The organism is Jeotgalibacillus marinus, from assembly GCF_040801915.1.
Taxonomy (GTDB): Bacteria; Bacillota; Bacilli; order Bacillales; family Jeotgalibacillaceae; genus Jeotgalibacillus; species Jeotgalibacillus marinus.
This window is the reverse complement of sequence record NZ_JBFMIA010000002.1, coordinates 130646-144738: the sequence shown is the minus strand read 5'-3', so window position 1 is coordinate 144738 and position 14093 is coordinate 130646. Positions and strand designations below refer to the sequence as shown.

Annotated in this window: 13 protein-coding genes; 10 read left to right on the top strand and 3 right to left on the bottom strand. The window is 40.9% G+C overall.

The annotated features are described in order from the left end of the window. Positions 1-203: 203 nt before the first annotated feature. Both pta and lipL read left to right on the top strand, forming a co-directional pair. Positions 204-1175, top strand: coding sequence for a phosphate acetyltransferase (gene pta, locus AB1471_RS03695; RefSeq protein ID WP_367778251.1), 972 nt, complete (start codon positions 204-206; stop codon positions 1173-1175). A gap of 180 nt (positions 1176-1355) precedes the next feature. Next, positions 1356-2201 carry an octanoyl-[GcvH]:protein N-octanoyltransferase gene (gene lipL / locus AB1471_RS03690; protein WP_367778250.1) on the top strand — a complete coding sequence of 282 codons (846 nt, stop codon included), beginning with the start codon at positions 1356-1358 and terminating at the stop codon, positions 2199-2201. Between the two features lie 161 nt (positions 2202-2362). On the opposite strand, the gene AB1471_RS03685 is transcribed toward lipL, so the two are convergent. Beyond that, a complete protein-coding gene (locus AB1471_RS03685; protein ID WP_367778249.1) occupies positions 2363-3133 on the bottom strand; it encodes an RsfA family transcriptional regulator in 771 nt (256 codons plus the stop codon). Between the two features lie 208 nt (positions 3134-3341). On the opposite strand from AB1471_RS03685, the gene AB1471_RS03680 reads away from it, so the two are divergent. The 6 genes from AB1471_RS03680 (at position 3342) to AB1471_RS03655 (ending at position 9584) form a co-directional block, all read left to right on the top strand. After that, on the top strand, positions 3342-3566 hold the full coding sequence (locus AB1471_RS03680) for a YuzB family protein (protein ID WP_367778248.1): 225 nt from the start codon (positions 3342-3344) through the stop codon (positions 3564-3566). A 399-nt stretch (positions 3567-3965) separates the two neighbouring features. Further along, positions 3966-5267, top strand: a complete 1302-nt coding sequence (locus AB1471_RS03675) for an HD domain-containing protein (RefSeq protein ID WP_367778247.1) — start codon at positions 3966-3968, stop codon at positions 5265-5267. Between the two features lie 33 nt (positions 5268-5300). Further along, on the top strand, positions 5301-5807 hold the full coding sequence (locus AB1471_RS03670) for a YwgA family protein (protein WP_367778246.1): 507 nt from the start codon (positions 5301-5303) through the stop codon (positions 5805-5807). 207 nt (positions 5808-6014) lie between these two features. Beyond that, complete coding sequence (locus tag AB1471_RS03665; protein WP_367778245.1) at positions 6015-6767, top strand: DeoR/GlpR family DNA-binding transcription regulator; 753 nt, start codon at positions 6015-6017, stop codon at positions 6765-6767. Then, on the top strand, positions 6764-7678 hold the full coding sequence (gene pfkB, locus AB1471_RS03660; protein WP_367778244.1) for a 1-phosphofructokinase: 915 nt from the start codon (positions 6764-6766) through the stop codon (positions 7676-7678). Before AB1471_RS03665 ends, pfkB begins: the two co-directional genes overlap by 4 nt. A 13-nt stretch (positions 7679-7691) precedes the next feature. Beyond that, complete coding sequence (locus tag AB1471_RS03655; RefSeq protein ID WP_367778243.1) at positions 7692-9584, top strand: PTS fructose transporter subunit IIABC; 1893 nt, start codon at positions 7692-7694, stop codon at positions 9582-9584. Between the two features lie 170 nt (positions 9585-9754). Here AB1471_RS03655 and thmT read toward each other — a convergent pair whose 3' ends face one another. Then, positions 9755-9943 carry a 2-hydroxymuconate tautomerase gene (gene thmT / locus AB1471_RS03650; protein ID WP_367778242.1) on the bottom strand — a complete coding sequence of 63 codons (189 nt, stop codon included), beginning with the start codon at positions 9941-9943 and terminating at the stop codon, positions 9755-9757. A gap of 215 nt (positions 9944-10158) precedes the next feature. Here thmT and AB1471_RS03645 point away from each other — a divergent pair, with 215 nt between their 5' ends. Together AB1471_RS03645 and AB1471_RS03640 are read left to right on the top strand one after the other, a co-directional pair. Next, complete coding sequence (locus AB1471_RS03645; protein ID WP_367778668.1) at positions 10159-10752, top strand: site-2 protease family protein; 594 nt, start codon at positions 10159-10161, stop codon at positions 10750-10752. 20 nt (positions 10753-10772) lie between these two features. Further along, complete coding sequence (locus AB1471_RS03640; RefSeq protein ID WP_367778241.1) at positions 10773-11288, top strand: YwhD family protein; 516 nt, start codon at positions 10773-10775, stop codon at positions 11286-11288. Positions 11289-11771: 483 nt separating this feature from the next. On the opposite strand, the gene AB1471_RS03635 is transcribed toward AB1471_RS03640, so the two are convergent. Further along, a complete protein-coding gene (locus AB1471_RS03635) occupies positions 11772-13847 on the bottom strand; it encodes a transglycosylase domain-containing protein (protein WP_367778240.1) in 2076 nt (691 codons plus the stop codon). Between the last annotated feature and the right edge of the window lie 246 nt (positions 13848-14093).

The following is a 14093-nucleotide window of genomic DNA, read 5'->3' as shown; positions in this document are numbered from 1 at the left end:
ATATCACAAATAACTCTAATGCACGGAAAACACAACCTACGTTCATTAAATCGTCAAGACAAGACGGCCTAGCGAACAAAAGTGGTGTTAATTGTGTGAAAAAATAAACATCAGCATTGTAAGCGTTCACATATCAGCTTGTTCTTGAATTCTTATATGGATGGGGTATGCTAACGGTAAAGATGGTTTAAGGAGGGTGCATAATGACTAATTTATGGACAACATTGACAGAAAAAGTGAAGGGTAATGACTTACGTATTGTATTTCCAGAGGGACAAGACGAGCGGATTTTACGTGCTGCAAGCCGTTTAGCTGATGAAGGTATTTTAACGCCAATTTTGATTGGTGCTCAAAAAGAAATAGAAACAACAGCATCTAAAGTAAATGTGAAACTTGATGGTTGTGACATCTTAGATCCTGTTACTTATGATCAAATGGATGAACTTGTAGCTACATTTGTTGAGCGTCGTAATGGCAAAGCAACAGAAGAGGATGCACGCAAAATTCTATTGGACGAAAATTATTTCGGCACAATGCTTGTGTACACAAATCGTGCGCAAGGACTTGTAAGTGGTGCGGCTCATTCAACAGCTGACACCGTGCGCCCCGCTCTTCAAATTATTAAAACAAAAGCAGGCGTGAAAAAAACATCTGGCGTATTTATCATGGTTCGAGATGATGAAAAATATGTGTTTGCAGATTGTGCGATCAACATTTCGCCTGATAGCCAAGATTTAGCTGAAATTGCATTAGAAAGTGCGAAAACAGCGCAAATGTTTGATGTAGATCCACGTGTAGCAATGCTTAGCTTTTCAACAAAAGGTTCAGCGAAATCACCTGAAACTGAAAAAGTAGCTGAAGCAGTTAAAATCGCTAAAGAACAAGCACCTGAGTTGACCTTAGACGGAGAATTTCAGTTTGACGCAGCGTTCGTACCAGCAGTTGCGAAAAGCAAAGCACCAGATTCAGACATAAAAGGGGACGCGAACGTATTTGTTTTCCCTAGTCTTGAAGCAGGTAACATCGGTTACAAAATCGCCCAACGTCTAGGGAACTTTGAAGCAGTAGGGCCAATTCTACAAGGGTTAAATGCCCCTGTAAACGACCTTTCCCGTGGTTGTAACGAAGAAGATGTATACAAACTTGCTCTTATTACAGCGGGACAAGCACTTTAATACTTAAAATATAGAGAACAAAACAATCCATAACGAATAAAAAACCCTTACCAAAGTTATTCTTGGTAAGGGTTTTTTGAATACTTTTGTTCACTGATGGGACAGGTCCCTTTAGCGAACAAAAGCACTGAATTTATGCTATAATTTGATCAGTTTGCAATGTAGAGGAGGTTAATTGAAATGGAACAAGATAAGGTACTGGGAGTGTTGCAGCAGTCGGTGTGGAGGATAATAGATCAGTCGAGTTATGGTCCGATGTTTGATGGGTTGCAGTCGTTTGCGATGGACGATACGTTATGTACATCTGTTGGAGCAGGTAATGCACCTGTGACCGCTCGCTCGTGGGTGCATCACGATACGGTTGTGCTCGGCATTCAAGATACACGCACTCCACATTTAAAAGATGGCTTAAAGGAGCTTGAGGAATCTGGCTTTCACTATATAGTACGAAATTCTGGAGGACTAGCGGTTGTACTAGACGAAGGTGTTCTCAATTTGTCGCTTATTTTAGCTGAAAACGAAAAAGGCATAGATATCAATCGTGGCTATGACGCGATGGTTGAACTTGTTCGTGGAATGTTTTCCGACTTTGATGCCCAGATTGAAGCATTTGAAGTTGTAGGTTCCTATTGTCCAGGAAGTTACGATCTAAGCATTGGGGGACAAAAATTTGCAGGGATCTCACAACGTCGTATCAGAGGCGGCGTTGCTGTGCAAATATACTTATGCATGTCTGGCAGCGGTAGCAGTCGGGCAAAGTTGATTCAACGTTTTTATGAACGAGCGGTAAAAGGAGATAAAACGAGAGTAGAATTTCCTGTCATTAAACCACAGGTCATGGCATCACTATCTGAGTTATTGAGTGTTGAATTAACCATTCAAGATGGTATGGTACGTTTTTTGCAGTCGTTAAAAAACATCAGCGGCACCATTCAAGCTGGCCAGCTAAATGAAAAAGAGCGTCTATTGTATGATGGGTATTTAATGAGAGTAATGGATCGCAATAACAAAGCGCTAGATAAATAAAAAAGTCTGTCCTCATGGTGATGATCACCGCTTGGACAGACTGACTATTTTAAGTGATAAAGTGGTTGTGAGTTTAGTTTACACAATTTGCTGGGCGAAAGTTTCCTATCTATGGAAAAAGGATTCGTCTAAGCCCAAATTCCCCGCCCGTTCAATCTAAATTAGTTCTCCATAACCTTTTCTAAGTTCCCATTTCGATCCATTTTAAACGTATTCGATGGCAGTTCTTCTTCCTCAAATAAAATTAGTTTTCTTGCTCTGTTCATAATTTTCATAAGGGTTTCGTAGTCTTCTTGCATAGTTGTTTCTTGGTCTTTAAGTCTATGAACTTGTTGCTCGAGCTTCATGCACTGATCACGTAATAAGTGGTTTTCGTTTAACACACGGTCGAGTTGCCGTCTTGTTTGTGCGTCCTGACCTCGTGTTTGACCTAGCTGTTGTAAATAGGCGATTACAACCTCTAATGATAAAGAAGAGATGGGCGTCTGCTGCGTTGGCTGCATGTCTCGATACGATGTAAAAGATTCGTTTTGTACGTCTTGTACAACTTCTTGTGCAACTTCACTTTGGTAATCTACATCCACATTCACATCCGTTGTTGGCTCATCTGTAAATGGTAGATCGACGGATTGAAATTCTTCGATCGACGTAAGTTTCGGCTGATAGAGCACCTTTTTCTTTCCGCTTTGTTCTTTGCCGAGAAGGCGATGACGTTGTTTACGTTGTTTTTTTGCTAGATCAAGTGCTTTATCGTATTGCTGACGAACGACTGCATTCCAGCGAAATCCGCATGCAGCTGATGTGCGATTTAATTTGTCACCAACTTCTTCAAATGCATTTAACTGAGTACTTCCTTCTCGCACGTGGCGTAGTACTGTATCGGCCAAAATCAAGTCGTCTTCTTCCATCCAAGCGTCTTGTCTTTGTTTCATCTTATTCACTCCTGTTCCAGTAATCTTTCTTTTGGACTAGTATCCATATCGTAAGTGTCACCATGTTTTCAAGAGTTCATACATTCATCGCTTTTAGAAAAGTTAAATAATGTTTCATTTTTGGGATTTGCCTTGAAATGAGAGCATCAAATCGGTACAATGACTGATAGTGAATAAACGAGACTCACGAGGAAAGGGTTGTCGACAAATGGCAAACGAATTTCGAGTTTGCGATGATTGTCAAGCCGTTAATATTAAGACATTGATTCCAAAGTTGAAGGACATAGATCCCGATGCTTCAGTTGATATAAGGTGCCAATCTTATTGTGGTCCAGGCCGCAAAAAGACATTTACCTTTGTCAATAATCGCCCTGTCGCGGCATTGACAGAAGAAGAACTAATGGGTAAGGTACGTAAGAAATTAAAAAAATAACACATAAACGACAAATCAACAGCGTGCAACAAAAGTCCAGCCACCAACGAGCGTTCATTCACTGCCTGACCAAGAAGGTCTTACGCAAAGAAGTTCGCAGACGGGGAGGTTGGATTTTTTAATTGTTTAAGGAATTATATTATGTGTGGATAAATAAACGTGGCGAAACTATTTATCCAGCTAAAGCGGTTTTCTATCGAGTTATCAGTTTTACTGACTTGATGCAGAGAGTCCCACCTTGTCGGGGCGGCTTATACTTGCATAAAACGCTATAATAACTTTTTTAAAGTCTCAAAAATTGAGATAGCAATGTTTTAGAATGGTTGTAAATTGTCAAGTAGTGTAACGAAAAAAATAGCCGTTATAATAAAATTATGAAGTATGAGAAGAGGGGAAACGATGACGTATTCCACGGAAAAGCTTCAAGAGGAAAAGGTTTTTAAAGATCCTGTTCATCGTTATATTCATGTGCGCGACCGTGTGATTTGGGATTTAATCGGTACAAAAGAATTCCAACGTTTACGCCGTATTCGACAGCTTGGAACGACGTATTTAACCTTCCACGGTGCAGAGCACAGCCGTTTCAATCATTCGCTTGGTGTCTATGAAATTATACGTCGAATTGTCGATGATGTATTTGCGCCTCGTTCAGAATGGGACCAAAGTGAACGACTCGTTTCGCTTTGTGCAGCGTTATTACATGATCTTGGGCATGGACCATTTTCACATTCATTTGAAAAGGTGTTTGATTTTGATCACGAAGCATTTACACAAGCGATCATTTTAGGTGATACGGGCGTGAATAGAGTGCTTAGTCGTGTAGATGAGTCATTTCCACAACATGTGTCTGACGTGATTGCTAAAACGTACGAAAACAAGCAAGTTATTAGTTTGATTTCAAGTCAAATTGACGCGGATCGAATGGACTATTTACAGCGCGATGCATATTTTACAGGTGTTAGCTATGGTCATTTTGATATGGAACGTATTTTACGTGTACTGCGACCACGAGAAGATCAAGTTGTCATCAAATCAAGCGGGATGCATGCGGTTGAAGATTACATCATGAGTCGTTATCAAATGTATTGGCAAGTATATTTTCACCCAGTGACCAGAAGCTCAGAAGTGATATTAACTAAGGTTCTTCATCGTGCAAAAGAACTTAGTGAAGAAAACTATGAATTTGCAATGGAGCCGTACCATTTTGTATCGATGTTTAAAGGTGATGTCACATTACAGGATTATCTAAAACTGGACGAATCGATCGTTTTGTATTATTTCCAAATGTGGGAAGAGGAAAAAGATCCAATTCTAAGTGATCTTTGCCAACGATTTATGAATCGTAATCTATTTAAATATGTGGAATTTGATCCATCTAAAGAATATAAGAAATTAAACAAGCTTGAAAAACTGTTCCAGCAGGCTGGCTTGAACCCAGAATATTACTTGGTCGTCGATTCATCTTCAGATTTACCGTATGATTTTTATCGACCAGGCGAAGAAGAGGAACGCGTTCCGATCCATTTAATGATGCCAAGCGGCGAGTTACGTGAGCTTTCAAGGCAGTCGGATATTGTGGACGCTATTTCGGGGAAACGAAGAACGGATCATAAACTCTATTATCCAAAAGATTGTGTAATGAATGATTCTACCCATAAAGAAATTAAAGCGGAAATACGTAATATCCTTGGTATTAACTAGTTATTTGCAGGTAGTTAAAGGAGATGAAAGCCATTGATGAAAGATCATGCCAAGCTGATGCAGGCATTTTTCGCTTCAGGGGATATTGTGGGACGGAAAAAACTGCAAAAGATGATTTATATTGCAAAAAAATTATCATTTCCTTTTCATGAAAAATATCAGTTTCACTTTTTTGGACCGTATTCAGAAGAGTTGACTCTACGCGTTGAAGAACTCTGCAATATGGGGTTTTTGACTGAACAAAAAGAAAAGAAAAGTGGTTATATTCAATATCGATACGGCGTTACAGATGAAGGGAAGGCGTTTTTAGCTTCGCAAAAAGCAGATCCAATGCCGTCGTTAGAAAATTGCTTGGTCGATCTAAACACACAGTCCTCTCGATTTTTAGAACTTGTCGCAACGATGCTTTATTTTGACGGATTAAAAGAAAAGGATCTTGTGGAGAAAGTTCATAAGGTTAAAGGAAAACAAAATTACTCAAACGATGAAATTGATCAAGCGTTGAACTATATTGAGCACCTCTCTATGATTTCATCATGAAAACGATCATCGCCTATGCGGCGGTGATCGTTTTTTTTCTGCGGGAACGGGCTGAAATGTAGAAGTTTAAAAGTTACCTTTTTGAAACGGAGAATCTCTCAACATGCCTTCTGTGACTAATTTTGGATGAAAATGATTGATTTTGATTGATTTTAGAAAGCGTTCTCTTTATACTAAATGTAAGATTTTGAAATGGAGGCGTGTCAGATGCTGACAGACGAGAGGTTTGCACTCATTTTAGAGCGTGTAAAACAACAAGATGTAGTAAAAATTCAAGAGCTCGTTGACGTAATAGGTGTCTCGGAATCTACAATTCGCAGGGATTTAACGGAGCTTGAAAATAAAAAATATATAAAACGAGTTCACGGAGGTGCCAAGCTTTTAAAAGGAAAGCTTCAAGAACCAAGTGTTCCAGAGAAATCATTCAAAAGCTCTCAAGAAAAAAAGAAAATCGCTCAATTTGCATCATCGCAAGTGGAAGAAGGCGATTGTATTTTTATCGATGCCGGAACTACTACGCAACAAATGATCGGTTTTTTACCAGATAAGGAAATCGTCGTCGTGACGAATGGTTTAATGCACATTGAACAACTCCTTCAAAGAGGGATCAAAACATACCTAATTGGTGGTTATATCAAGCCACGAACAAACGCTATGATCGGACGTGGTGCACTTGATTCAATGAAAGCATACCGATTTGATAAAGCGTTTATGGGTACAAATGGGGTTCACTTTGAATCTGGCTATACAACACCAGATCCAGAAGAGGCACAGGTTAAGGAACTAGCCATCTCCTTATCACGCGAAACATATGTACTAGCTGATGATAGCAAAGTGGGCGAAATTGCTTTTTCTAAATTTGGGAATACTGAAGACGCCGTACTTATTACAAACGAATTAGAAGAAGTCGTTAAATCTCAATATAAAAAACAAACAACCATAAAGGTGGTGGGAGTATGATCGTAACCGTCACACTTAATCCGTCAGTGGATTATGTCGTTAGATTAAGTGAACTTAACATCGGTTCATTGAACAGAACAGGTGATGCAACTTATTTTGCAGGTGGAAAAGGGATAAATGTGACCCAAGTCCTTCATGAACTTCATATCCCAAGTGTTGCAACAGGCTTTGTCGGTGGGTTTAGCGGAGAGTTTATCAAAGATTCTTTGACTGCGAGAGGTATTCAAACGAATTTCGTTCAAATTGATGAGCCAACACGGATCAACATTAAACTAAAGACGCGTGATGAAACAGAGGTTAATGCAGCGGGCCCTTCAATTTCAACGGAGAATCTTAACGCTCTATTACAGCTAGTTAATGAATATGGGGAGGGAGACACGCTCGTGTTAGCTGGTAGCATCCCGTCTTCACTGTCATCATCGCTATATGGTGACCTCACCGAAAAGGCATCATCTAGTGGGATGAAAGTTGTTATTGACGCAGAAAAAGCCTTGCTTGAGCCTGCATTAACGTCATCGCTTCACTTTATTAAACCAAACCAACACGAGTTAGGTGAATATTTCGGTGTTGAAGTGAAAACGGTTGAAGAGGCCATTTTGTATGGTAAAAAACTATTAGCTTATGACATTGAAAATATTATGATCTCCATGGCTGAAAAAGGTGCTGTACTACTGACAAAAGACGCCATTTATCAAGCTCAAGTCCCAAAAGGTATAGTGAAAAATAGTGTGGGTTCGGGTGATTCCTCGGTTGCTGGATTTTTAGCGGGGCGTGAGAAAGGCCTCTCGATAGAAGAGTCATTTCGTTTTAGCGTCGCAACAGGTTCTGCAACGGCTTTTTCAGAAGGATTAGCAACTGCCGATGATATTGAACGTTTAGTACCACAAGTAACAATCCAATCACTAATTTAAAGGAGGGTTTTCATTGAAAATAACAGATTTGCTGACAAAAGAGTTAATTCAGCTGGAACTACAGTCAACGGATAAAGCAGGTACAATTGCAGAGATGGTTTCTGTTTTAGATCGTGCGGGAAAGTTAAATGATCGTGTTGCTTATCAGCAAGCAATCCAGGCAAGAGAAGATCAAACGACAACTGGAATCGGTGAAGGGATTGCCATTCCTCACGCAAAAACAGAAGCAGTAAAAAATCCCGCCATCGCATTTGGTCGTTCAACAGCTGGACTTGATTATGAGTCACTTGATGGTCAACCAGCGCATCTAATTTTTATGATCGCTGCCACTGCTGGTGCGAACGATACTCACCTAAAAGCGCTAAGCCGTTTATCTGTGTTGCTATTAAAAGAAGAAGTGAAACAAGGGCTGCTTGAAGCAAAAACGACAGAGGATGTCATTGCTATCATTGCACATCATGAAGAAGAAAAAGAGAGAGAAGAAGCAGTTGAAGCACAGTCACAAAAGGAAGCGACACAACAAGTGTCAAGCGGAAAAGTGTTAGCTGTAACGGCCTGTCCAACAGGAATCGCACACACATACATGGCTGCTGACGCGCTAAAAAATAAATCAAAAGAAATGAACGTAGATATTAAAGTTGAAACAAACGGTTCAGACGGTGCGAAAAATGTGTTAACACCAGCTGAAATCGAAAACGCAGTTGCTATTATTGTCGCTGCAGATACGAAAGTAGAAATGGAACGCTTTAGAGGTAAGCATGTGATTGAAGTTCCTGTTACAGATGGGATTCGAAAATCAGAAGAATTGATCAATCGTGCGATTAAACAAGATGCACCTATTTACCAAAGTTCAGGGGCTGCTTCAAAAGAAGATGGAGCATCCAGTGGAGGAACAGGGCGCTCAGGTGTTTACAAACACTTAATGAACGGGGTTTCAAACATGCTCCCATTAATCGTAGGGGGTGGAATTTTAATCGCAGCATCTTTTGCGTTTGAAAATCAACTTACGGGAGAACGTTCTCCTTTCGGTGATATTTTAAGCTACATCGGTGGCGATAATGCATTCTTCTTAATCGTTCCTGTTCTTGCTGCATTTATCGCGATGAGTATTGCAGATCGTCCAGGTTTTGCACCAGGTATCGTCGGGGGATTAATGGCTGCAACAGGTGGCGGTGGATTTCTTGGAGGGATTATCGCTGGTTTCTTAGCTGGTTACATCGTACTTGGATTGAAATCTATATTTAAAAACCTTCCGGCAATCTTCAATGGATTAAAACCAGTATTGATTTACCCGTTATTCGGTATTTTAGCAACAGGACTTATTATGTATTGGGCGGTTCTGCCACTTAGTGCGATCAATGAAGGCATTCTTAATTGGTTAAGTGGACTTGGAACTGGTAACCTAGCCTTACTCGGCATTCTCCTTGGAGGTATGATGGCAATTGATATGGGGGGACCGATCAACAAAGCTGCATATGCTTTTGCAATAGCCGTTGCTGCTGACGGTCAATTTGGTCCTCAAGCAGCTGTTATGGCAGGAGGAATGGTACCACCACTAGGACTGGCACTTGCAACAACTTTGTTCAAACGTAAATTCAATGATCAAGAACGCAAGACGGGGGTATCGGCATATTTCTTAGGGGCATTTTTTATTACAGAAGGTGCGATCCCGTTTGCCGCGGCTGATCCATTGCGTGTTATTCCATCTGCTGTCGTAGGTTCAGCAATCGCTGGTGGACTAACACTATGGTTTGACCTCGCATTGCGTGCACCACACGGAGGAATTTTCGTCTTTGCTACACTTGAAGATGGGTTAATCAGCATCCTGCTTTATACACTAGCGATTGCAGTCGGAACTGTTGTAACTGCGATTATGGTTGGATTGTTAAAAAAATCGGTTAAGTAATAAAATGATTGAAGTCGCCGCCTTTTGGCGGTGGCTTCTTTTTTGATTGAGGACAAATCCTCGGTTATGACAATTTTATTGAAGTCGACTTATGATTTGGTGTCAAAGGTGTATTGTACCTAATAAAACACCAGAACCACGCAAACGAGCAGTTCTGGCTAAAATATCTACTATTCTATGTCACTTAAACGTTTTCCAGCAACACCGTAATGGTTTTTACTCATCTCTTCGATGAATACCACTACTTTTTCTGTGGGTGCACCTGTTGTTTCAACGACTGCATTCGTTACTTTTTCCACTAACGCTTTTTTCTGATCTTCAGAGCGCCCTTCGATCATTTTAACGGTTACATAAGGCATGTGCATAATCTCCTCTTCAATAAACTTCAGCAACGTATGGTGGATCCCAAATGTGATACAATCGAATCAATCAGTTGCTGCTTCTTTTAGTGTAAATGACCATGGTATAAACACAAGTAAAATAAGTAAAAATGGGTCGATTGAAAGGAAGTTGAAGCGTGTTTTCATTATTTAATAATCCAGAACAGCTCGTGTATATCATCATTACACTTTTGATGGCATTTACATTGCATGAGCTTGCACATGCGTATATTGCTTATAAGTTTGGTGATCCTACCGCGAAAAACGAAGGACGATTAACATTAAATCCGTTAAAGCACTTAGACCCAATTGGGACTATATTGATTTTTATCATTGGATTTGGATGGGCGAAGCCGGTCCCCGTTAATCGATTTTATTTTAAACAACCTCGTCTCGCTGGTGTACTCGTTTCGATTGCGGGACCACTGACAAATCTTATGCTTGCGTTTTTTGCACAAGCGACGTATATTGCACTTGATATAGCAAGTGTTCAAGTACCTTTATTCGTAAGCGATTTGTTAATTACGATGGTTAGTTTAAATATTTTACTGTTCGTGTTTAATTTAATTCCGTTACCTCCGCTTGATGGATACAGAATTATTGCGGATTTGGTGCCGAATCATGTGCGACCAAAACTGACACAGTATGAACAATATGGTGGACTCGTATTTTTAGTTATTGCGATCACCCCGCTCAGTAAATACACAATCACCCCGTTGTTTAATGTGACAATTCCAGCGATTGGACAATTCCTTGGCAAAGTTGTAGGTGCGATTTTTGGACTTTAGAAATAGAGGAGTGGATTTGAATGAGTGAGAAGAAAAAGAAAACTATTGGCTTTAATATTATAAAAAATGATCCTACTGATGGGCACGGTGGCTACGGTATTGGTGCACTTAGTTTAGATAATGTTTCCCCTGTTATTGTTGATGTTGAAGAGGGAGAAGCGGAAATCGATGTCGGTGCAATGCATGCGAGAAGTAAGGCTGAAAAAGGAGTTAAGTTCACACAAAATCGTGAAGACTCTGAGGGAGGCAAGCAGTTCTGGCTTGTATGGGTGACGGTCGACCGTAAACCAGAAGGTCCATATTATGCGGGCGTGACAGCGTGTGAAATGGTTATAAACCGTGAAAAACGCCGCGGTTATAAGATGTTACCTGAACACGTTAATTTAATGGATAAATCAATGAAACGAAAAATTATCGTTGAGAAAATGGATGAGCGATCAAAAGGTGTATTAGCAGACTTTTTGAAACGTCATAATGCAGCAATGTGGACGCACTCGGAACAGGAATTACGCGAAGCCCTACATATCAATAAATAGGGAACAACAAATTTGGACAAAATGTGACGGTTTCTGCAAAAATGGTAAAAATTTATTGCCCCTATAGGAGAAACCGAGTAAACTACAAATACACAAGCATAAAGTGTAACTAGGACAGGAAAAACCTCGAGGCCGCACACCTCGAGGTTTTTCTACTATTTTGAAGAACGTCCTCCCTGGTAATCGCCTTGTGCATGTCGGGGCTGAGCAAGCCGCTTCCGCGCTTTTCGTGATGTCTAGCTCCAGCGGCTAGCCCCTCGAGTCACAAGTCGCTTCCCTGTGGTGGTAAAGAACGCCCTCCTCGGTAATCGCCTTGTGCATGTCGGGGCAGAACGAGCCGCTTCCACTTTTCGTAATGTCTAGCTCCAGCGGCTAGCCCCTCGAGTCACAAGTCGCTTCCCTGTGGTGGTAAAGAACGCCCTCCTCGGTAATCGCCTTGTGCATGTCGGGGCAGAACGAGCCGCTTCCACTTTTCGTTTAAAACTAATTTTCTAACCAATCCCCATCCGCTTCTTCAATTTCCTCAGGTGCCTCAGGTTCTTCGATTGGTGTCATAACTGGTTCGCCTGGTGGGTCAATTTCGTCTTCATTTGAGCATGCATCTATGGGTTCTGTATCATTTAGGAAATAAGCTGTGCGCATACCTTCGCATTGATCGGAAGAAAGTAATCCAGAGTTAGGGTCCATATCGACCGCGACAACACCATCTGGTGGCACAAACCACTCTTCTTCCGTTCCTTCTAACGCACGCTCCATAAAACGAATCCACACGGATTTAGCGATTGCTTTATCTTCGCTTAATGTTAATTCCCGACTGTCATCATAGCCTGTCCATATACCAGCAGTTAAAGAAGGAGAGAAGCCAATCATCCATTGATCAGTGTCGGTTGTTCCTGACTTTGCACCATATTCGCGGGACTTTTCATCTAACAAAGTAATTCCCGTAACAGTTGAATAATCGTTTAGAGCAGGATCGAATGTTCCTGTGAGCATATGCGTCATGACAAACGCCACATTTGAATCGACAACTTCTTGGGATTCATCTTTATGCTCATAAATGACCGTCCCGTCTGCTGTTTCGACACGTCTCACAAAAACAGGTTCAGTGCGTTTCCCGCCATTGGCAAACAGATTGTACGAGTTGATCAATTCGAGCGGGACAACTTCAGATGTTCCAAGTGCTGCAGCTGGTTGGTTGTCAATCTCTGTACTCAATCCAAAGCGATGACCAATCTCACTCAACGTATTTTCCCCTAAGAATTGATGAGTTTTTACGGCATAAATATTGTCTGAAATTGCGATTGCCTGAGCAAGTGTAATCGTGTCATTTGCAAATTTACGGTTAAAGTTTTGTGGTGAGTATTCGCTGTTGCCATTATCGTACGTAAACGTTGTTGGCTCACTACGCATCGTTGTGGCTGGAGTAAAACCATGTTCAAGCGCAGCTGTATAAAGCAATGGTTTAAGCGTTGAACCAGGTTGACGAACGGCTTGTGTCGTTCGGTTAAAAGGGCTTGCGTCGTAATCTCGTCCACCAATCAGAGCCTCTACATAACCTGTCTCTGGATCTAGGGCAGTAAATCCTACTTCAATCTCAGAATCCTCTGGTACAACCTCCTCCATCACTTTTTCTGCAATTTGTTGTTTTTCAAGATCCAGCGTTGTGTAAATTTTTAAGCCGCCGTATTTTAAATGATCGAGTCCTATCTTCTCTTCAAGCTCGGCCCACACCGCGTCTTGGAAAAAAGGTGCGACCTCTGTAGCAGTATATGGATGCTGTGCTGTAATTTCGAGATTCTCAGCTTTTGCCTCATCAGCTGTTTCTTGTGATATATCGCCGTTTGTTACCATGGCAGATAAAATTAGTTCCTGTCGTTCCTTTGCATTATCAAAATAGTTAACAGGCGAATAGCCAGAAGGAGATTTTGGAATACCCGCGAGTAAAGCCGATTGCGCAAGCGTCAGGTCACTAGCGGGGACTCCGAAATAATATTGGCTCGCAGCTTCAATACCATAGGAGCTGTGCCCGTAATAAATCGTATTTAAGTAGCCTTCTAAAATCGTTTCTTTGTCATAGTTCCATTCGAGTCGTACCGTATAAAGTGCTTCGTTCAGCTTGCGATTCCACGTTTTGTCATGGGTGAGATAAAGATTACGAGCGTATTGTTGCGAAATCGTACTTGCCCCTTGAACTTTAGACAGGGCTTTTACATCCGCTATCACAGCTCCTGCAATACGTTTAAAATCAAAGCCACTATGATCATAAAACTTGCGATCTTCAATCGCGAGTGTTGCATTTATTAAATCTGGTGCAATGTTATCTAGCGACTTCCAATATCGTTTTTCACCCGTATGTCGTTCACCAATGGGCTCATCATCAATGGAATAAATGAGTGTTGATTGGCTCACTGCAACAGACGGGGGGCCCGTTGTTTTGGCATAAAAATAGAGACCAACAGCAAGTACACTCCAAAGTCCAACGAACACAACGGTCGATAGTAAACTATAGCGAAGTACTCGAACCCATTTGCGTTTTTTTCTCCTTTCCAATCTACCCATAATTTCCCCACTTCCAGATGTCTTTTATTGATTAGTATGAGCGGATAGGGAAGATTTTAAACGAAACGCTTGAAAGCTTTTGGATAGCTCTATGCTGCTTGGGTAAGGTAAAACAAGGAAGGGTAAATTTTTCACGAAATATCTCTTGAATTTCCTGTATTTATCTCTATAATTTTCTCGTGTGTGTTATTAATTTGAATGATGTGGAAAACAATGCTTAAGTGGTATTAACTTGTTTCTAACAAC